The 19,698-nt window shown below is 70.0% G+C and carries 16 protein-coding genes; 15 read left to right on the top strand and 1 reads right to left on the bottom strand.

Annotation, left to right across the window (positions count from 1 at the left end; genetic code table 11):
- Window positions 1-60 precede the first annotated feature (60 nt).
- From AC1DQJ_RS12025 to AC1DQJ_RS11965, 13 genes are all read left to right on the top strand, one after another.
- Complete coding sequence (locus tag AC1DQJ_RS12025) at window positions 61-984, top strand: DnaJ C-terminal domain-containing protein (RefSeq protein ID WP_477603544.1); 924 nt, start codon at window positions 61-63, stop codon at window positions 982-984.
- A 91-nt stretch (window positions 985-1,075) separates the two neighbouring features.
- Window positions 1,076-1,408, top strand: coding sequence for a PepSY domain-containing protein (locus tag AC1DQJ_RS12020; protein WP_477603542.1), 333 nt, complete (start codon window positions 1,076-1,078; stop codon window positions 1,406-1,408).
- A 7-nt stretch (window positions 1,409-1,415) separates the two neighbouring features.
- A complete protein-coding gene (locus AC1DQJ_RS12015; protein WP_477603540.1) occupies window positions 1,416-2,108 on the top strand; it encodes a response regulator transcription factor in 693 nt (230 codons plus the stop codon).
- Between the two features lie 2 nt (window positions 2,109-2,110).
- Window positions 2,111-3,493: a sensor histidine kinase gene (locus tag AC1DQJ_RS12010; protein WP_477603815.1), complete on the top strand. Its 1,383-nt coding sequence runs from the start codon at window positions 2,111-2,113 to the stop codon at window positions 3,491-3,493.
- Window positions 3,494-3,581: 88 nt separating this feature from the next.
- On the top strand, window positions 3,582-4,973 hold the full coding sequence (locus AC1DQJ_RS12005) for a hypothetical protein (RefSeq protein ID WP_477603538.1): 1,392 nt from the start codon (window positions 3,582-3,584) through the stop codon (window positions 4,971-4,973).
- A gap of 61 nt (window positions 4,974-5,034) precedes the next feature.
- Complete coding sequence (gene ccmI, locus AC1DQJ_RS12000; RefSeq protein WP_477603537.1) at window positions 5,035-6,111, top strand: c-type cytochrome biogenesis protein CcmI; 1,077 nt, start codon at window positions 5,035-5,037, stop codon at window positions 6,109-6,111.
- A complete protein-coding gene (ccmE, locus tag AC1DQJ_RS11995) occupies window positions 6,108-6,605 on the top strand; it encodes a cytochrome c maturation protein CcmE (protein WP_477603536.1) in 498 nt (165 codons plus the stop codon). The genes ccmI and ccmE overlap by 4 nt, the downstream gene beginning before the upstream one ends.
- Entirely contained in the window at window positions 6,602-8,575 is a 1,974-nt protein-coding gene (locus AC1DQJ_RS11990; RefSeq protein ID WP_477603534.1) for a heme lyase CcmF/NrfE family subunit, read from the top strand. Before ccmE ends, AC1DQJ_RS11990 begins: the two co-directional genes overlap by 4 nt.
- Before the next feature lie 89 nt (window positions 8,576-8,664).
- On the top strand, window positions 8,665-9,138 hold the full coding sequence (locus AC1DQJ_RS11985) for a cytochrome c-type biogenesis protein (protein ID WP_477603532.1): 474 nt from the start codon (window positions 8,665-8,667) through the stop codon (window positions 9,136-9,138).
- 159 nt (window positions 9,139-9,297) lie between these two features.
- Window positions 9,298-10,899: a Do family serine endopeptidase gene (locus tag AC1DQJ_RS11980; protein ID WP_477603530.1), complete on the top strand. Its 1,602-nt coding sequence runs from the start codon at window positions 9,298-9,300 to the stop codon at window positions 10,897-10,899.
- Window positions 10,900-10,928: 29 nt separating this feature from the next.
- On the top strand, window positions 10,929-11,600 hold the full coding sequence (locus AC1DQJ_RS11975) for a response regulator transcription factor (RefSeq protein ID WP_477603528.1): 672 nt from the start codon (window positions 10,929-10,931) through the stop codon (window positions 11,598-11,600).
- Between the two features lie 15 nt (window positions 11,601-11,615).
- Complete coding sequence (locus AC1DQJ_RS11970) at window positions 11,616-13,019, top strand: sensor histidine kinase (protein WP_477603526.1); 1,404 nt, start codon at window positions 11,616-11,618, stop codon at window positions 13,017-13,019.
- A 45-nt stretch (window positions 13,020-13,064) separates the two neighbouring features.
- On the top strand, window positions 13,065-13,895 hold the full coding sequence (locus tag AC1DQJ_RS11965) for a thioesterase family protein (protein ID WP_477603524.1): 831 nt from the start codon (window positions 13,065-13,067) through the stop codon (window positions 13,893-13,895).
- 322 nt (window positions 13,896-14,217) lie between these two features.
- Here the strand turns inward: AC1DQJ_RS11965 and AC1DQJ_RS11960 are convergent, their stop codons facing one another.
- Window positions 14,218-14,481, bottom strand: coding sequence for a hypothetical protein (locus tag AC1DQJ_RS11960; RefSeq protein WP_477603522.1), 264 nt, complete (start codon window positions 14,479-14,481; stop codon window positions 14,218-14,220).
- Between the two features lie 345 nt (window positions 14,482-14,826).
- Between AC1DQJ_RS11960 and AC1DQJ_RS11955 the strand changes: the two genes are divergently transcribed.
- Window positions 14,827-16,893, top strand: a complete 2,067-nt coding sequence (locus AC1DQJ_RS11955; protein WP_477603520.1) for a gamma-glutamyl-gamma-aminobutyrate hydrolase family protein — start codon at window positions 14,827-14,829, stop codon at window positions 16,891-16,893.
- Between the two features lie 366 nt (window positions 16,894-17,259).
- The coding region (locus tag AC1DQJ_RS11950; RefSeq protein ID WP_477603518.1) for a bifunctional [glutamine synthetase] adenylyltransferase/[glutamine synthetase]-adenylyl-L-tyrosine phosphorylase at window positions 17,260-19,698 on the top strand (2,439 nt) is incomplete at its 3' end.

The following is a 19,698-nucleotide window of genomic DNA, read 5'->3' as shown; positions in this document are numbered from 1 at the left end:
CTGGGCCAAACGGCCTAATTGAGTGACCCGAAGTTTCCGTAGGTTTTGAGAGGTTTGTCTTTGGCGCGCGACCCTTATCAGGAGCTGGGCGTCTCTCGCAGCGCGAGCGCTGACGAGATCCGCAAGGCGTTCCGCAAGCTCGCCAAGCAGCATCACCCGGACACCAATCCGGGCAACGCGGCCGCCGAGGAGAAGTTCAAGCAGGTCAGCGCGGCCTTCGACATCCTCGGCGATGTCCAGAAGCGCAAGAAATTCGACGCCGGCGAGATCGACGCGGACGGTCGCGAGACCATGCGTGGTTTCGGCGGCGGCGGCGGCCCGTTCGGACAGCAGGGCGGCGCCTGGGGCGGCCCCGGCGGCGGACGCTATAGCGAGACCATGGAAGGCGGCGATCTCGGCGACCTGTTCAGCGAGATCCTCGGCCGACGCGGCGGCGGGGGCGGCGGCTTCGGCGGCTTCAACCAGCGCGGCTCCGACGTGCGGGCCAAGCTGGAGATCGACATCGAGGAGGCGATCCACGGCGCCAAGAAGCGCATCGCCTTCTCCGACGGCCGCACCATCGACGTGACCATCCCCAAGGGCGCCGAAGAGGGCCAGACCCTGCGCCTCAAGGGCCAGGGATCTCCGGGCCGCGGCGGTCCGGGCGACGCGTTCATCGAGCTGGTCCTGCGGCCGCACCCGATCTTCCGGCGCGAGGGCGAGTCCCTGGTCATGGACCTGCTGGTCTCGATCCCCGACGCGGTGCTCGGCGGCAAGGTCGAGGCGCGCACCCCCGACGGCGCCGTCACCCTGACCGTGCCCAAGGGCGCCAACAGCGGCCAATCCCTGCGCCTGAAGGGAAAGGGCCTGTCCGACAGTCGCGGCAGGCGCGGCGACCTGCTGGCCCGCATCGTGCTGATGCTGCCCGAGAAGCCGGACGGCGAGCTCGAGAAATTCGCCGAGCGCTGGCGCAAGGAACGGCCCTACACGCCCAAGAAAAAATAACCCGGCTCCGCTCGGGTGACAGGAGTCGCCCCGGCATTAATTAATTGCGTATTCAGGCTCGGTTCAGTGATCTGGCTCTAATCCTGGCTTCATGAAACGCCTTCTTGTCATTGCCGCGCTGCTGGCGACCGCCCCCGCGGCGGTCGTCGCCCAGCCGTACCCTGACTACGGCCGCCCGTCCTACGGCGGCCGGGGCGACCAGGACGCCGCCCGCGCCGCCGTGCGCGGCGGCCGCCAGGTGCCGCTGTCGCAGGTGATCGCCACGATCGCCGCGCGCACGCCGGGGCGCCAGCTCAACACCACCCAGGGCGACGCCGGCGGGCGTCCGGCCTACTTCGTCCAGTGGCAGACCACGGACGGGCGGGTGATCATCTTCGTCGTCGACGCCCAGAGCGGCGCGATCATCTCGCGCCAGGGCGGCTAGGAGTTCCATGCGTATCTTGTTGGTCGAGGACGATCGCGATCTGTCGCGTCAACTGAAGGCGGCGCTCGGCGACGCCGGCTACGCCGTCGACCACGCCGGCGACGGCGAGGAGGCCCAGTTCCTCGGCGAGACCGAACCCTATGACGCGGTGATCCTCGACCTGGGCCTGCCCAAGGTCGACGGCGTCTCGGTGCTGGAGCGCTGGCGGCGCGAGAACATGACCACCCCGGTGCTGATCCTCACCGCTCGCGGCGCCTGGAGCGAGAAGGTCGCCGGCTTCGACGCCGGAGCCGACGACTACCTGACCAAGCCGTTCCACACCGAGGAGCTGCTGGCCCGCCTGCGCGCCCTGCTGCGCCGCTCGGCCGGCCACGCCGCGCCCAGCCTGTCGCTCGGCGGTCTGCGCCTGGATCCGCGCGCCGCCCGCGCCAGCGTCAACGGCGAGCCGCTGCGCCTGACCTCGCTGGAATACCGGCTGCTGCACTATCTGATGATGCATCAGGGCCGGGTGATCAGCCGCACCGAGCTGGTCGAGCACCTCTACGACCAGGACTTCGACCGGGATTCCAACACCATCGAGGTGTTCATCGGCCGCCTGCGCAAGAAGATCGGTTCCGAGCGGATCGAGACCGTGCGCGGGCTGGGCTATCGGCTCACCGCCCCGACCGAGGAACTGGGAGGCGGGGCGTCCGGCTCGTGACCATGCCGGCCCTCAACCAGCCCTCGCTCGTTCGGCGGCTGGTGATCCTGGCCGCCGGCTGGAGCCTGGCGGTGCTGCTGGTGTCGGCCCTGGTGCTGGCCCTGCTGTTCCAGCAGGCGGCGATCCGGCGGTTCGACCAGGGCCTGTCTGAGCTGATCGACAACCTGACCGCCGGCACCACCATCGCCGACAAGGGCGAGGTGGTGGCGCCGGCCCTGACCGACCTGCGCGCGCTGCGCGCCTTCTCCGGCAAATATTGGCAGATCGCCGAGCCGGGGCCTGACGGCAAGCTGCGGGTGCTGGTCCGCTCGCGTTCGCTGTGGGACAGCGAGCTCAAGTCGCCCGCCGATACGGCCCAGCGGCTGAATGACGAGCCGGGCAAGCCGGTCGCCTACAACACGCTCGGACCGCTCAACGAACCCCTGCGGGCCATGGCCACCCAGGCCAAGCTGCCCGGCCGCGCCGCGCCGGTGATCTTCATGGCCGCCGAGGACCGCAGTCCTGTGGACCGCGACGTGCGCGGCTTCATCACCGCCACCGCCATCGCCTTCCTGCTGCTGGGCGTGGGCATGATCGCCGCGGTGGTGATCCAGGTGCGGGTGGGCCTGAACCCGCTGTTCGCCCTGCGCCGGGAGGTGGCTTCCGTACGCCGGGGCAAATCCGACCGGGTGCAGCGCAACTATCCGAGCGAGCTCTCGCCCCTGGCCGACGAGCTCAACGCCCTGATGGCCCACAACCAGGAAGTCGTGGAGCGCCAGCGCACCCACGTCGGCAACCTGGCCCATGCGCTGAAGACCCCGCTGTCGGTGATGCTGACCGAGGCGCGCCAGACCGGCGGCGGCTTGGCCGAGGTGGTCGAGACCCAGGCCGAGGCCATGCGCCAGCAGGTCGACCACCATCTGCGCCGCGCCCGCGCGGCGGCCCGCACCCAGGGGTCCGGGGCGCGCACCTCCGTCGCCGACGTGCTCGACGAGCTGTCGCGCACCCTGGAGCGGATCTTCGTGGACAAGGGCGTCGAGATCGACTGGGACGCCGACGACGACCTCTATTTCCTCGGCGAGCGCCAGGATCTGCTGGAGCTGGCCGGCAACGCCATGGAGAACGCCGGCAAGTGGTGCCGCGCTCGGGTGCGGGTCCGCGCCGCCGCCGTCCCGGGCGACCGGCTGCATCTGAGCATCGAGGACGACGGCCCCGGCCTGACCCCGCAGCAGCGCGAAGAGGTCGTGCGTCGCGGCGCGCGGCTGGACGAAAGCGCGCCCGGCTCTGGGCTGGGACTCTCCATCGTCGACGAACTGGCGCGGGCCTATGGCGGCTCGCTCAAGTTGGGCGAAGCGCGGCTTGGCGGACTCTTGGTTGAGCTCGACCTGCCGCGCGCTGAGTCCTGATTTTCAAGGGTATTTCGTAAAGCCTTAACTCGCCGGGCGCATGGGTTGGTCTGCGCGGGCGCGTGTCCGCGCTGGAGCTCACTTCCGCATGGCCGGCTTGCCCGACGCCAAGATCGACATCGTCCGCACCCTTGTGGCCAGCGCGCCGGACAAGGTCGTGAGCGGATTGCGCAATGCGCTGGCCGCCGCGGAGGGTGACACCGCCCTGGCGGGGGTCCGCCGCGTCGTCGAGGCCGAGGTCGCCGACCGCAATCTTCGCAACAAGGTTCTTGAGCCGATCGCGCCGCTGTTCGTCGCGCAGCCGCAGGCCGGGCGGCTCAGCTTTCCGCTGCGCGCCCTGCCGCTGCTGTGGCGTGGCCTGCGCGAACTGGCCCCGGCCGAGGTCGCCGCCGCCGGCTTCGTGCTGGCCGACTACGAGCCGGGCGTCACCTCGACCGACGCTTTCGACGCCCTGACCGAGCAACTGGCCGAAGCGGTCGAGACCGGCGGCCAGCGCGATATCGACACCGCCGTTCAGATCATCGAGGCCGCGGGGAAGGGCGGAACCGCGATCCTGCTGTCCTGCCTCTCCATGGGGCCGGTCGTGCGCCGCGCGACCCTGAAGCTGCCGGAATGGATCAGCCGCACGACCTCCGAGCGGGCCGCGGCGGCCCGCCTGGCCTATCGCGACGCCTGCCGCAACGGCGACGACCTCGGGCCGCGGTTCTTCGAAATGCTGGGGGCCCAGCTGGCCGAGCCCTGGACCATCCTGCGCATCGTCTCGGCGGTGATGGACCGCCCGACTGAGGGCTACCTGGCCGGATCGGAGCTGTCGGTCTTCGCCATCCGGCTGATGGACGCCATCGACGCCAACCTGCGGGCGGTGGCGAGCTTCGATCTGAAAGGCGGCGCGGCGGCGGGCGACACCGCTGCGGCCTGGGTCGAGACCCTGACCCTGCAGATCACCGAGCTTGAGAACGGCGTCGACCTCGGCCGCGAAGGCGGCTGGGGCGGCCGCGTCCAGAAGCAGAAGCAAAGCCTCGCCAGCGTCGTCGAAGGACGCCTGCGCGAACTGGCCAAGCTGCAGAACGCGGCCCTGCCGAGCCACAAGGTGCGCGTCGCCCGGGCCATGGTGTCCGAACCGCAGTTGCTGGCCGCGCCGGATCCCGCTCAGGTCGAACGCTGCCGCAGCCTGCTCACCTTCGCCGAGGGCATTCGCGCCAGCGCCAACTACGGCGGCTTCGCCTCCACCCGCGCCAAGGTGATGGAGAAGGCCGGCGAGACCCTGGATCAGTACGTCGAGGACGTGTTGGGACTGGTGCGCGACAATGAGTCCACCGAGCGAGAGATCGCCGCCCGCTACCTGCAGGTCGCCGCCGAGTTCGCGGGTCTGATCCACGAGCCGCGGGCCGCCGAGATCGTCCGCCGCCGCGCCGCCACCGCCTTCGGGGCGGTGAAGTCGCCGCGCCCGGCCTGGGAAGATCCGGCTCGCCCACTCTGATTTGCGACGTGCGCGGATCGGCGCTGTAGAACTGCTCCGGCGTTTCGGCTAAAGCCCCGCCATGATCGCGTTCTGGGTGGTCGCGGGAGTGCTTTCGGCGCTCTGCGCGGGTCTTGTCCTCTGGGGTTCGGCTCGCGCTGCGACGGGCGCCGGCGCGGCCGATCCGACGACCGCGCTCTATCGCCGGCAATTGCGCGAGATCGACGATCTCGCCGACCGCGGCCTGATCGCCGCCGGCGAGCGCGCCATCGCCCACGCCGAAGCCGCCCGCCGCCTGCTGCATGCCACCGACGCCAAGTCCGCGCCTTGGGCGGTGGACTTCAGCGCCCGCCGTCCGGCGCTGCTCGTTGCAGCGCTCGCACCGCTGGTCGCCCTCGGGATCTATTTCGCCGTCGGCTCGCCCGGCCTGCCGGACCAGCCGTTCAAGACCCGGGTCACCCAGTGGCGCGCGGCCGACCCGGCCAGCCTGACCCCGCCGCAGATGGCGGTGGTGCTGCAGTCGGTGATCGCCGAACGCGGCGGCGACCCGGAGGCCTACGGCTTCCTGGCCCAGGCGCAGATGGCTTCCGACAACCCGGCCGCCGCCAGCCGCGCCCTGCGCCGCGCCATCGAACTGGCGCCTGATCGCGCCGACCTGTGGGAGGGCCTCGGCGAAACCCTGCTCGTCGAGGCGCAGGGCGAAGTCACGCCGCAGGCCCAGCGCGCCTTCCAGGAGGCGCTGAAGCGCGATCCGAAGGCGGTCAACGCCCGCTTCCATCTGGCTCGCGGCCAGATCGCCAGCGGCCAGCGCGAGGCTGGCCTGGCGGCTTGGCGCGCCCTGGCGGCCGACCTGCCGACCTCCGACCCACGCCACGACGCCGTCCTGCAGGCCATCGCCAAGGCGCAGAACCTGCCTGCCCAGCAGGTCGCCGACAGCCAGATGGCCGCCGTCCAGGGCATGGTCGCCGGCCTGGCCGCGCGTCTGGCGGCCGAGCCCGACGATCCGGAAGGTTGGGTGCGCCTGGTCCGCTCCTACGCCGTGCTCGGCGATGGCGCACAACGCGACGCCGCATTGACGAAAGCCAAGGCGCGCTACGCCGGTCAGCCCGATGTTCTGAAGGCCCTCGACCTGGCGGCGAAGACGGAACCGATGCGATGAGCGGCTGGCTGCCGAAGTCCCCGAAGGCGCGGCGTCGCCTCTACCTGATCGCGGCCATCGCGCCGGTGCTGGCGCTCGCCGCCGGCCTGACCTTGTGGGGTCTCTCGGACTCCATCTCGTTCTTCTACACCCCGGCCCAGGCCGCCGCAGCCAAGCCGCCGGTCGGCCGTTCGATCCAGCTGGGCGGGCTGGTGCAGCCCGGCACGGTGGTCAAGCACGCCGACGGCCGGGTGGATTTCGTCGTCGCCGACCAGCAGGCGACCACCAAGGTGCATTTCTCCGGCGACCTGCCGGACCTGTTCCGCGAGGGCCAGGGCATCGTCGCCACCGGCGCCTTCCGCGCCGACGGCCAGTTCGAGGCCAAGCAGGTGCTGGCCAAGCACGACGAGCGCTACATGCCGCGCGAGGTCTCCAAGGCCCTGAAGGAACAGGGCGAATGGCGCGGTGAAGGCGCGCCGCCGCCCGCCTACCAGACCACCGGCTCCAGCCTATGATCGTCGAGATCGGGGGGTTCTCCCTGGCGCTCGCCCTGGCGCTCTCGCTGGCCCAGGCGCTGCTCAGCGGCGCAGGTCGCCTGCGCCGCTCGGTGGTGCTGGCCGGCGCCGGGCAGGGGGCGGCGATCGGCGCCTTCGTCTCACTGACGATAGCCTTCGCGGCCCTGATGTACGCGTTCGTGACATCGGACTTCTCGGTGGCCAACGTCGCGGCCAACTCGCACACGGCCAAGCCGCTGCTCTATCGGGTGGCCGGGACCTGGGGCAGCCACGAGGGCTCGATGCTCCTGTGGTGCCTGGCGCTCACCGGCTGCGGCGCGGCGGTGGCCGGCTTCGGCCGCGGCCTGCCCGCGGGCCTGAAGAGCGTGGCCGTCGCGGTTCAGGGCCTGCTGGGCGTCGTGTTCCTGGCCTACACCGTCTTCGCCTCCAACCCGTTCGTGCGGCTGGCCAATGCGCCGGTCGAAGGCCGTTCGCTCAATCCGTTGCTGCAGGACCCGGCGCTGGCCTTCCACCCGCCCGCGCTCTACCTCGGCTATGTCGGCATGTCGGTGGTGTTCTCGTTCGCCGTCGCCGCCCTGGTCGAAGGCCGCGTCGATGCTGCCTGGGCCCGCTGGGTGCGACCCTGGACGCTTGCCGCCTGGAGCGCCTTGACCGTCGGCATCACGCTCGGCGCGTTCTGGGCCTACTACGAGCTCGGCTGGGGCGGCTGGTGGTTCTGGGACCCGGTCGAAAACGCCAGCTTCATGCCCTGGCTCATCGCCACGGCCCTGCTGCACTCGGCGATCGTCACCGAAAAGCGCGGCGCGCTGGCGGGCTGGACGGTGTTCCTGGCCCTGGCCGCCTTCACTTTCTCGATGCTGGGGGCGTTCCTGGTGCGCTCGGGCGTACTGACCTCGGTCCACGCCTTCGCGGTCGATCCGACCCGCGGGACCCTGCTGCTGATGATCCTAGGGATCACGGCCGGCGCAGGCTTTTCGCTCTTCGCCTGGCGCGCCCCGACCCTCTCACGCGGCGGCGTGTTCGCCCCGGTCAGCCGCGAGAGCGCCCTGGTCCTGAACAACATCCTGCTGGCCGCGGCCACCGCCACGGTGCTGCTCGGCACGCTCTACCCGCTGATCCGCGAGGCGGCGACCGGCGAGGCGATCTCGGTCGGCCCGCCGTTCTTCAATCTGACCTTCACGCCGCTGATGGCGGCCCTGGCGATCCTGCTGCCGGCCGGCCCGCTGCTGGGCTGGAAGCGCGGCGACCTGCAGGGTGTCGTGCAGCGCCTCTGGGTGGCGGTGCTGATCGCCGCCGCCTGCGGCCTGGCCGCCTTCGCCCTGATCAGCCCGCGCAAGGCGTTCTCCGCGATCGGCGTGGGCATGGGCGCCTGGCTGATCATCGGGGCTGTGGTCGAGCTGGCCGAGCGCACCCGCGCCTTCCGCGCCTCGTCGGGCGAGAGCTGGCGGCGCCTCGTAGGCCTGCCGCGCGGCGCCTGGGGCATGACCCTGGCCCACATCGGCCTCGGCGTCTTCGTGCTCGGCGCCTGTTTCGAAACCGGCTGGAAGCTCGAGGCGGCTGAGACCCTGCCGGTCGGCGGCCGGCTGAACCTTGGCGAGTACAGCCTGGTCCTCGACCAGGTGAAGGGCGTCGAAGGCCCCAACTACGACGCCGAACGCGGCTACCTCCGCGCCTCTAAGGGCGAGACGCAGATCTGCGCCCCGACTCCGGAGCGCCGCTTCTATCCGGCCGGCGGCCAGACGACGTCCGAAGTCGCCATCTGCACCCTCGGCCTCGACCACCTCTATGTCGTGCTCGGCGAGCGGCGTGACGCCGCTGGCGAGCCGGTCTGGCTGGTCCGCGCCTACTGGAACCCCTGGGCGCTGCTGATCTTCATCGGCCCGGCGATCATGGCCCTGGGCGGGATCGTCTCGCTCAGCGACCGCCGGCTGCGGCTCGGCGTCGGCCGCCGCGCGGAGGCGGCTGCGTGAGGAAGCTTCGGCGTCGAGATGCTCCCCCTCTGGGGGAGCTTTCAGCGAAGCTGACTGAGGGGGCAGGCGGCGCAGGCCCCCTCCGTCACTTGTCGCTGCGCTCCAAGCGCCACCTCCCCCAGCGGGGGAGGAGCTGTCTTGCAGTAGTCGCCGCCGTGCTCTGCATCGCCGCGGCGTCCGATCCGTCCGAGCGGCTGCCCGATCCGGCCCAGGAAGCCCGCGCCCGCGAACTGTTCCGCGAGGTCCGCTGCCTGGTCTGCCAGAACGAGTCGATCGACGACTCCAACGCCGAGCTGGCCGCCGACCTTCGCCGCCTGGTGCGCGAAGAGGTGAAGGCCGGCATGACCGACGATCAGGTCCGCCAGCATCTGACCGACCGCTACGGCGAGTTCGTGCTGCTGAAGCCGTCGTTCTCGTGGGGCAACGCCGCGCTCTGGGGCGCGCCTGTCCTGGTGGTGATCGTCGGCTTGGGCCTGCTGGTGCTCAACTTCCGCAACCGATCCGAGGACGGCGAACTATCCTCCGACGAGGCGGCGCGCATCGATCAGCTGCCTGAGGATTGAGCGGCGTGACAAGATTGCGCCAAAGATTGAACGCTATGAAGAGCCGAGCGTGACCTAAACGTAACTTGAGAGACATTGCGCTCTTTGGCATCGAACTTAGGTTGTCGGGTGCGCGTCCGTGTTATGTGGCTGGGCCGCCCACAGGGAAATTGAAGGCTTATGACCTCTAAGAAGACCGGTTACCTCCTCGGCGCCCTGGCGGGTGTCGGCGTAGCTACTGCGGCCTTGGCCGGCGCCAATTTCGCGGATCAGCCGCGGTCCGATTCGAAGATCGACCGCAGCATGCTGATGCGCACCTCGACAGCGCCGATCTTTGCGCCGCCGCCGGGCGCGCCGCTGTCCTTCGCCGACATCTTCGAGAAGGTGTCTCCGGCCGTGGTGTCGATCAACGTCACCTCCGAGGTCGATCCTTCCGCCCTGCGCCGCGTGCCGGGCTTCGAGAACTTCCCCTTCGACATCGTGCCGCGCGGCCAGGCGCCGGGCGGTGAGGACGACGAACAGGGCGCGCCTCCGCAGGGCGGCCAGCCGGGCGGCCAGGGCCGCAGCCAGCCGCGCCTGCCGAGCCAGCAATCGTCCGGCTCCGGCTTCTTCATCTCGGCCGACGGCTACATCGTGACCAACAACCACGTCGTCGAGAACGCCAAGGAGATCAAGGTCGTGCTCAAGGACGAGCGCGAGCTCGACGCCGTCGTGGTGGGCCGCGACGAAGGCACCGACCTGGCCGTGATCAAGGTCCAGGGCTCGGGCTTCCCGTTCGTGAACTTCGAGAACGCCGCCAAGCCGCGCGTCGGCGACTGGGTCATCACCGTCGGCAACCCGTTCGGGCTCGGCGGCACAGCCACCGCCGGCATCATCTCGGCCTACGGCCGTGACATCGGCGAGACCTTCGTCGACTTCATCCAGATCGACGCGCCGATCAACCGGGGCAACTCCGGCGGTCCGACCTTCGACGTCTATGGCCGGGTGATCGGGGTCAACACCGCGATCTTCTCGCCGTCCGGTGGCTCCGTCGGCATCGGCTTCGCCATTCCCGCCGACCTGGCCGACTCGATCACCAAGCAGCTGATCTCCGGCGGCAAGATCACTCGCGGCTACATCGGCGCCTCGATCCAGAACTTCACCGCCGAGATGGCCGAGGCCCAGGGCCTGGGCGACCTGCGCGGCGCCATCGTCGCCAACGTCACGCCCGGCGGTCCGTCCGATCGCGGCGGCCTGGTCTCGGGCGACGTGGTCACCGCGGTCAACGGCGTGAAGATCAAAAGCTCCTCGGAACTGACCCGCGAAGTGGCCAAGGCCAAGGCCGGCGACGTGCTGCGCCTCGACGTGCTGCGCGCCGGCAAGCGCAAGGTGGTCGAGGTCCGCTCGGGCATCCGTCCGACCGAGAAGGAACTGGCGGCCAGCGACGGCCCGCAGGGCGGCGCGAGCCGTCCGGGCGCGGAAGGCCCCGGCGCCCAGGCGCAGCGTCCGGTCGTGCTGGGCCTGGCCCTGGCCCCGATCGACGAGGCCGCCCGCCGCCGCCTGAACCTGGAGCCCGGCTTCAAGGGCGTGCTGATCGCCGGCGTCGACCAGTCCTCGGACGCCGCCCTGCGCGGGCTGCGCAAGGACGACGTCCTGGTCCAGGCCAACGGCGAGCCGGTGGCCACCGCCGCCGACTTCTCGGCCGCGGTCACCGCCGCCAAGAAGGCCGGTCGCCAGAGCATCCTGGTCGGCGTCCATCGCGGCGGCCGCACCTCCTTCCTGCCGCTGAAGATTTCCGGCTAATCTCCGGAAAAGCTTGGGGGCCTGAGTCGATGCGCATTCTGATTGTCGAAGACGATCTCGAAGCGGCGGAAGTCATGGATCGCGGCCTCACCGAGGCGGGCCACGAATGCGTGCGCGCCGCCGACGGCGAGGCGGGTCTGTCGTCAGCTCAGGCCGGCGAGTTCGACGTGATGATCGTCGACCGCATGATGCCGCGGATGGACGGGGTCAGCATGGTCCAGGCGCTGCGGCGCGAGGGCGATCAGACCCCGGTCCTGTTCCTCTCGGCCCTGGGCGAGATCAACGACCGCGTCGAGGGCCTCAAGGCCGGCGGCGACGACTACCTGGTCAAGCCCTACGCCTTCGCCGAGCTGATCGCCCGGGTCGAGGCGCTGAGCCGCCGTCGCGAGACCGGCTCGGTCCAGACCCTGCTGCGGGTCGGCGAGCTGGAGATGGACCTGATCGGCCGCGCCGTGCACCGCCAGGGCAAGGAAATCGACCTGCAGCCGCGCGAATTCCAGCTGCTGGAGTTCATGATGCGCCACGCCGGCCAGTCGGTGACCCGCACCATGCTGCTGGAGAAGGTCTGGGAGTACCACTTCGACCCGCAGACCAACGTCATCGACGTGCACATCTCGCGCCTGCGCTCCAAGATCGACAAGGGCTTCGACCGTCCGATGCTGCAGACGGTCCGCGGGGCGGGCTACCGCCTCGATCCCTAGAGCCTGGCGCACGCCATGCGCCTGCCCAGGCTCTTTCGAACCACGCCGTTCAGGCTCACCCTGCTGTTCCTGGCGCTGTTCGCCGCGGCGGCCAGCGCCTTCCTGGCCTACATCTACCTGGCCACGGCGGGCGAGGCGACGCGGCGCACCGACCTCAACATCACCCGCGAGATGCGCTCGCTGGTCGCCGCCTACGACCGCGCCGGGGTCGACGCCGTCAACCAGTCGCTGATCGAGCGCGCCGCCAGCGAGCGGCCGTTCCTCTACCTGCTGATGAAGCCGGACGGCACGCGCATCTCCGGCTCGATCGCCGAGTCCCCGATCGAGGGCGGCGCCAACGCCCCCTCGCGCTCCAGCTTCTCGGTCACCGACTACGACAGCGAAGGCCGGATGGTGAAGCACCCGGCCCGCGGCTTCCAGGAGCGGCTCAGCGGCGGCGAGATCCTGTTCGTCGGCGCCGACATCAGCGAAGACCAGGCCTATGTGGTCAAGATCGTCCGCGCCCTCTGGGGGGCCGGCGCCCTGGTCGTCGTGCTCGGCCTGGCCGGCGGCCTGCTGGTCAGCCGCAACGTCTCGCGCAGCATGGGCGCGCTCAACGACGTGGTCACGGCCGTGCGCAACGGCGACTTCGACGCTAGAGCCGCGGTGCGCGGCGCCCGCGACGAGTTCGACGAGCTGTCGGAGGGCATCAACGACATGCTCGACCGGCTGCAGCGCTCGATGGCCGGCCACCGCCACGCCGGCGACGCCATCGCCCACGACCTGCGCTCGCCGCTGACCCGCCTGCGCGCCCGGCTGGAGACCGCCTATCTCGACGTCGAGGCCGGCAAGGGCGACGCCCAGGAGGCCCTGGCCCAGGCGCTGGAAGACACCGACGGCGTGCTGAAGACCTTCGGCGCGGTGCTGGCCATCGCCCGGCTGCAGGCCGCCGGCCAGGCCGCCGACCAGAACCTGTTCGACCCGGCCGAGCTGGCCGCCGACCTCGCCGACCTCTACGAGCCGACCTGCGAGGACAAGGGGCTGGAGTTTGGCGCCGAGTTCGCCAAGGACCTGCAGGTGCGCGGCAACCGCGAGTTCCTGGCCCAGGCCCTGGCCAACCTGCTCGACAACGCGGTCAAGTACACGCCCTCCGGCGGCGCCATCATGCTGCGCGTCCGCCGCCGCTCCTCCGGCGAGATCGAGTTCTCGATCACCGACACCGGCCCCGGCGTCCCCGACGAGGACCGCGCCCGGGTGGTCGAGCGCTTCGTGCGCCTGGAAAACAGCCGCAGCGAGCCGGGCTCGGGCCTTGGCCTCTCGCTGGTCGCCGCCGTCGCCGAGGCCCACGGCGGGCGCCTCGAACTCTCCGAAGGCCCCGGCAAGGTCGGCGAACTCGGCCCCGGCCTGCGCGTCGCGCTGATCTTGCCGCGCCCGGCCTGACCGCTCGCGCTTGCACCCAGCCGCTCGGCGGGTAGAACCACCCCCATGCTCGAGACGTCCGCCAACCCCGCCTACGATATTGCCCTCGATCCCGTCGCCCCCGGCCGCTGGACCACCCACGCCGCGCCGGAATGGCGCAATCCCGGCGGCGGTCTCTGGGGCGGCTATGCGCTCGGCCTCTGCGTCCGCGCGCTGGAGGCCGAGCCCGAGGCTGCCGGTGAAACCCTCTCCATGACGCTTACCTACGCCGCGGGCCTTCCCTCAGGACTGCTCGACGTCCGCACCCGCCGCCTGCGCCAGGGCAAGTCGATTGGCGTTTGGGAGGTCGAGCTGGCGCCCCACGGCCAGGACGACGTCGGCGTCCACGGCATGGTCACCCTGGCGCGCCGCCCGCCGACCCCGCCCTTCGCCTTCGCGACCTTGCCCAACGCCCCGAACCCCGAGAATCTGCCGAGCCCCGAGCACCCGGCCGGCCCGGCCCACTTCGGCGCCTCGGCCTTCGAGCGCCGCACCCTCGACGGCTTCCCGCCCAAGCCCAGCGGCGACTCCCGCTCCCTGGCCTGGGTCCGCCCGCGCAACGGCAAGTGGGACAAGGCCCTGCTGGCCATGGTCACCGACAACTCCGCGCCGCGCGCCATGTACGCGCTGGAGCGCGTGCACACGACCACCCTCTCGCTGACCGCCTACCTGCACGCCAGCGCCGAGGAGCTCGCCGCCATCGGCGACGACTTCATCCTGATCGAGTGCGAAGGCCGCGTCGGCGGCGGCGGAGCCTCCGACGAGCGCTCCAGCTACTGGTCCCGCGACGGCCGCCTGCTGGCGACGAGCGAACAACTGGCCTGGTACCGCCAAGCCCCGCCGGTGTCGCCGGAGTAGGGGGGGCGGGGAGCCAAAGTCTCCTTGGCGCCGATTCTGTTGAAAAAGGCGGAAGGCCGAGTTTGAGCTCGGATTTTCAGCAATGATCATGCAGTATTCAGCCGGTAGATGGGCGGAACATTCTCGCAATCTATCCATCGCGCATAGTTGCGCCCCATCAAAGTGGGTCGGCGGACGTTTTCAACAGAATCCGCCACTACCAGACATTTCGTGCGCGGCCAGAAGCTGACTCCTATGGAGGTCTGCTTCCACGAACACTCCTAACGACCGGATCCGACCCGGAGTGGACATTTAGCGGTTACGATCGGCGCGCCGGAACCGACTAACGAGCGCGCGTGCCCTCGTCATATTTGCGGTGCATGCAGCGCATCGTTTCGAGCTTGCTATCGACTGAGCCGAACGCCCCGGCTAGCCCACACTCCCGCACCAGCAGGCGCGTTGTGTCCGGATCATCCGCCTTGAGTTGTCGCGTCCAGGCTTTGAGTTCTTCAGCCTCTGGCGGGGCAAGAGCCTCATTGTCCGCGGAGGTGGGTTGGCAGGCGCTCAGGAAGACGGAGGTAAGGGCGATTGTGATGAACTTGTGCATGGCGGCGACCTAGGCCGCTAATGCTGCAGCGAGGTTAACGGCGGAAGTGGCGACGGACGGAAGTTCCAGGCCTAAGCACTGCTCAAACGTCCGCTCACCACCCGTTCCAGACGGTCCTGGAGTCCGCACCTGGCGCAAAAGACCACGCTGCCGGCACAGGTCGCAAATGCGCCATGAGCAGACTTCGGCTGCGTTTCGGACATCGGACATTGAGGCAGGCTGGGCGGCTCCATTTCGGCGCCTACGCGCTGTGCCGCCGCGACCATGCTGTCGGCGCTCGCTCACCGGTTCGGAACCGCCTCGCCACCGGATCGCTAGAGCTTGAGCCTAGCCGGAGAAGCACTGTTGCCCCAACGATCGTCTGCGACGCCGAACGGGCGGGTCATCCTCACCTACGGGCGCAGCCTCATGGCTCTAGTCATCGCCCGGTCGCTCGCCCAGCGGGGCGTCGAGGTCATCGGCTGCGACGACGTTGATCTGACTGTGATGTCCTTCTCCAAGCACGTGAAGGAGACCTTCACCGTCGCCCCATGGAAACTTCATCCTGAAGACTTCCTCGACGATCTCGAGGCGGCCGTACGAGAGTATGCGCCGCAGGATGGACGGCCGTACGTCCTGATGCCTGTTTTTACCGAGGGCGAGCTGATTGCACGCAATCGGGACCGGTTTGAGCCTACGCTCAAGGTGGCCACCCCCTCGTGGAAGAGCATCGATCTGGTTCATCCCAAGGACCATCTCGTCCAACTCGTCGAAAGCGGCGATCTCCCTGCACCGAAGACCTGGATCGTGCCGAGCCGCGCCGAGCTGATCCGGCTCGCCCCCACGCTCAAATATCCTTTGATCGTCAAGCCCAGCGACGGGGCGGGCGGCCGAGGCGTCAGCGCCGCGGCGTCAGCCGAGGAGGCGACCGCTCAGGTGGAAGCGCTAGGCTTCATGCCCCAGCCCCTGCTCCAGGAGATGGTGGCGGGCGAGGACTTCTGCGTCGCTGTGCTGGCCGACAAGGGCAAGCTCGCCGCGATGATGGCCTATCGCAATCTGACGACCTTCCCGCGCAAGGCCGGGGCCGGGGCCATCAGGGAGACCGTGGACGCCGAGCCGTTCCGGAAGGCCGTCGAGAAGGTCCTGGCGGCGTCAGCCTGGGATGGCCTGGCCGAACTCGACTTCCGCTGGACGGGCAAGGCCAGGGACACGCCCAAACTGATCGAAGTCAATGCGCGGTTCTGGGCCGGGATCTTCCATTCCATCCAGACAGCCGTGGATTTTCCCTGGCTGCTTTATCAACAGACAATCGGCCAGCCGCTGGACGGGGTCGATGAACCGCAAATCGGAGCCCGCACCAAGACACCGGGCGTCTGGTTATTGGCCGCCGTGGAGGATGTCGCCGCGACAGCGCCGCAACTGGCGACGGCCAAGGAGACCTGGCGGGAAATCCGGCGACGCCTGACCGCCGGCCAGCTCACCGGCCTGCGAGAGCGCCTGAGCGCGGCCAAGGACGTCCTCTCGGTCGGCGACATCGTGGAGCAGCTCAAAGAGGCGCTGTCGCAGGGCCAGAGCGCACCCAGCGAATTCAGCGACGACGACGACCCGCTGGTCGGCCTCGGCGCGCTCTTCGTGCTCAGTTCACTCGTCAAGCACGGCAAGCTGCCCGAAGAACTGACCTACGATGCAGGAGCTGAGCCGGCCGATCCGGCAAGCGGCCGCCCGCAGCCCCGTCGGCCAACCATCGGCGTCACCCTGCCCGACCACGGCGACACCTTGGCATGGTTGGCGATGAAGCTCGCGATCGGGTTGGCGGGCGGCCGCGCCGTGCGGCTTACGGCGCGCGCGCCGCGCGATCCCAAGACCATCGACGGCCTCGTGTTCGCCGGCGGCTCGGATGTCTACCCCTTGGCGTTCGAGGGCAAACCCAAAGACGGCTATCGCTACGACCTGGCGAGAGGCGACATGGAAGCGTCCTGGGGCCTGGCGGCGCGGCGTCTAGACCTCCCGGTGCTTGGGGTGTGCCGGGGCGCACAGATGCTCAACGTCATCGCCGGGGGCACCCTGCACATGGACCTTTCCAGCTTCGAGGGCGCCGACCTGACGCCTACGGCCTGGGAGCGCCTGACCGTTCGCAAGCCTGTGCGCCTGCGCAAGCGCTCACGGCTCGCCGGCATCGCCGGCGAGGACGCCATGATGGTGAACATCATCCACCAGCAAGCTATCGATCGGGTCGGCGCCGGACTGACGGTGGCGGCGCGCGAGCCCAACGGCGTTATCCAGGCTATCGAAGATCGATCACGCCCCTTCTGGATCGGCGTGCAGTATCATCCAGAGCTGATGATCTACCGCGCCCGCCATCGCCAGCTGTTCGTGGCCCTGGTCGCGGCCGCCAAGGCGCGGCGTGCCCCGGCGTCTCAGCAAAACGCTTGAAAACGGCCGAGCATGCGCCCGCGGGATTTGGGCTGGGCTTTGTCGGAAGGTGGCGCGGTTGGGAGCACGCGAGTACCTCCGAGGACGCACAAGCCCAGCGATGTCGAAGTGCGGCTCGGCGCCGACAGCAGACCTTCTGAAGGTCGCCTCCGAGCCGATTCTGTTGAAAAGTCCGCCGACCCACCTTGATGGGGTGCAACTATGCGCGAGGGATAGATTGCGAGACCGCCCATCTACTGGCTGGATACTGCATGATCATTGCTGAAAATCCGAGCTCAAACTCGGCCTTCCGCCTTGACCAGCAAAGCTGCACTCCCTCAACGCCCTAGTGAAATCCTCACCGCCCGGCGGCTACACTCCGCCGCGATGACTCAGCTCAAAGACAGCCTGCGCCCTTGCGGTCCGATCGCCGATCCCAAGGCGGCCGACCGCGCCCGCAACGTCCTGGCCGAGGCCGCCGGCCGCGACGGCTGGGCGGACCTGCTCGACCAGTGCTGGCCGGTGCTGGCGCCGGTGTTCGGCGCCTCGCCCTATCTGACCAGCTTGGCGCGGCGCGATCCGGCCAGGCTGCGGGCGCTGCTGGAGAGCGAGCCCGACGCGCGGTTTACGGACCTGCTGGCGCGCACCGCCCAGCAGGCCGGCCTCGACTGGGAAAAAACCAAGTCGGGCCTGCGCAAGCTCAAGGCCGAGGCCCACCTGCTGATCGCCCTGGCCGATCTGGGCGGGGTCTGGGACCTCGACGCGGTGACCGGGGCGCTGACCCGGTTCGCCGACGCCGCCCTGCACGCGGCGCTCACCGTCGCCGCCAAGGCCGAGCTGGAGGCCGGCCGGCTGACCCGTCTGGGCGAGGGCGAGGAGGGGCCGGTGCCCGGCTGGTTCTGCATCGCCATGGGCAAGCACGGCGCCTATGAGCTCAACTATTCCAGCGACATCGACATCTCGGTCTTCTACGAGCCGGACGCCCTGCCGCTGGCCGAAGGGCTGGAGACGCAAGCCTTTGCGGTGCGGCTGACCCATCGGCTGGCCGAGATGATGCAGGAGAAGACCGGCGACGGGTACGTGTTCCGCGTCGACCTGCGGCTGCGCCCCGATCCGTCCTCGACCCCGCCGGCCGTGCCGGCCCCGGCGGCCTTCGACTATTACGAGAGCGTCGGCCAGAACTGGGAGCGGGCGGCCTTCATTAAGGCGCGGGCCGCGGCCGGCGACATCGGCCGCGGGCGGGCGTTCCTGGAGGAGCTGGCCCCGTTCATCTGGCGCAAGAACCTCGACTTCGCGGCCATCGCCGACATCCACTCGATCAAGCGCCAGATCCACGTCCACAAGGTCGACGAGCGGCTGACCGCCAAGGGCGTCGACCTCAAGCTCGGCCGCGGCGGCATCCGCGAGATCGAGTTCTACGTCCAGACCCAGCAGTTGATCCTCGGCGGTCGCCACCCGGAGCTGCGCTCGCCGCGCACCCTCGACGCCCTGCGCGCGCTGGAGGCGGCTGGCCATGTCTCGGCACAGGCGACGGGCGAGCTGACCGAGGCCTACCGGGCGCTGCGCAGCGCCGAGCACCGGGTGCAGATGCTGGCCGACGAGCAGACCCACAAGCTCTCGGAGGCCGACGGCGAGCGCAAGCGGGTGGCGGCGCTGTCGGGGTTCGAGCGCGTGCGCAGCTTCGACGCCGCCATCGAGCGCACCCTGAAGACCGTCAACCGCCGCTATGGCGAGCTGTTCCCCGACGAGGAGCAGCTCTCCTCGAAGTTCGGCAGCCTGATCTTCACCGGGGTCGAGGACGATCCGGAGACCCTGGCCACCCTGGCGCGGATGGGGTTCTCCAATCCGGCGGCGGTGTCGCAGACCATCCGCAACTGGCACCACGGCCACATCTCGGCCACCCGCACCGCGCGCGGCCGCGAACTGTTCACCCGGCTGGCCCCGCGGCTGCTCGACGCGGCCCAGGCCAGCGGCGCGCCGGACGCCGCCTTCACCCGCTTCGAGGCGTTCTTCTCCAAGCTGTCCTCGGGGGTGCAGCTGCAGTCGCTGTTCCTGGCCCAGCCGCGCCTGTTCGAGCTGATGGTGCAGGTGATGGCCTTCGCCCCGCGGCTGGCCACCACCCTGGCTAGGCGGCCCGCGGCGCTCGACGCCCTGCTCGACGGGGCGTTCTTCGCCGACATCGACAACGAGGAGGACCGCCACGTGATGGCCGTGGCGGTGTCGCGCGCCGACGGCTTCGAGGAGGTGATGGACGCGGTGCGCCGCGTGCACCGCGAGCAGGCCTTTCGGGTCGGGGTGCAGGTGATGAGCGGCGCGGCCAGCGCCCAGGTCGCCGGCCGCGCCTTCGCCGACCAGGCCGACATCTGCATCGGGGCGCTGGCGCCGGCCGCCCTGGCGGAGGCGCAGCGGATCGGCGGCGCCTTCCCCGGCGAGGTGGCGGTGATCGCACTGGGCAAATGCGGGTCGCGCGAGATGAGCGCCGGCTCCGACCTCGACCTGATGACGCTCTATCGGCCGGCCGAGCCGGCGGCGGCCTCGTCGATCAAGGAGTGGAGCGCCGACGTCTTCTATGGCCGCTTCACCCAGCGCCTGATCGCCGCGCTCTCGACCCCGACCGGGGAGGGCGAGCTCTACGAGGTCGACATGCAGCTGCGGCCGTCCGGCACCAAGGGGCCGGTGGCTGTGAGCTTCACGGCGTTCGGCGACTACTATTCGGGCGAGGCCGAGACCTGGGAGCTGCTGGCCCTGACCCGGGCGCGGGTGGTCTGGGCCTCGACGCCGGGCTTCGCGGCCGATGCGGCCGGCGCGATCGAGGCGGCGCTGCGC

The organism is Phenylobacterium sp. P4_E10 (assembly GCF_056401675.1).
This window is presented reverse-complemented; position numbering and strand designations above follow the sequence as displayed.

Coding starts and splice junctions, on each gene's coding strand:
- AC1DQJ_RS12020 (WP_477603542.1), top strand. CDS start 1,076: ATGAAACGCCTTCTTGTCATTGCCGCGCTGCTGGCGACCGCCCCCGCG.
- AC1DQJ_RS11960 (WP_477603522.1), bottom strand. CDS start 14,481: ATGCACAAGTTCATCACAATCGCCCTTACCTCCGTCTTCCTGAGCGCC.
- AC1DQJ_RS11965 (WP_477603524.1), top strand. CDS start 13,065: ATGCTCGAGACGTCCGCCAACCCCGCCTACGATATTGCCCTCGATCCC.
- AC1DQJ_RS12015 (WP_477603540.1), top strand. CDS start 1,416: ATGCGTATCTTGTTGGTCGAGGACGATCGCGATCTGTCGCGTCAACTG.
- AC1DQJ_RS11990 (WP_477603534.1), top strand. CDS start 6,602: ATGATCGTCGAGATCGGGGGGTTCTCCCTGGCGCTCGCCCTGGCGCTC.
- ccmE (WP_477603536.1), top strand. CDS start 6,108: ATGAGCGGCTGGCTGCCGAAGTCCCCGAAGGCGCGGCGTCGCCTCTAC.
- AC1DQJ_RS11970 (WP_477603526.1), top strand. CDS start 11,616: ATGCGCCTGCCCAGGCTCTTTCGAACCACGCCGTTCAGGCTCACCCTG.
- ccmI (WP_477603537.1), top strand. CDS start 5,035: ATGATCGCGTTCTGGGTGGTCGCGGGAGTGCTTTCGGCGCTCTGCGCG.
- AC1DQJ_RS12010 (WP_477603815.1), top strand. CDS start 2,111: ATGCCGGCCCTCAACCAGCCCTCGCTCGTTCGGCGGCTGGTGATCCTG.
- AC1DQJ_RS12005 (WP_477603538.1), top strand. CDS start 3,582: ATGGCCGGCTTGCCCGACGCCAAGATCGACATCGTCCGCACCCTTGTG.
- AC1DQJ_RS11975 (WP_477603528.1), top strand. CDS start 10,929: ATGCGCATTCTGATTGTCGAAGACGATCTCGAAGCGGCGGAAGTCATG.
- AC1DQJ_RS11980 (WP_477603530.1), top strand. CDS start 9,298: ATGACCTCTAAGAAGACCGGTTACCTCCTCGGCGCCCTGGCGGGTGTC.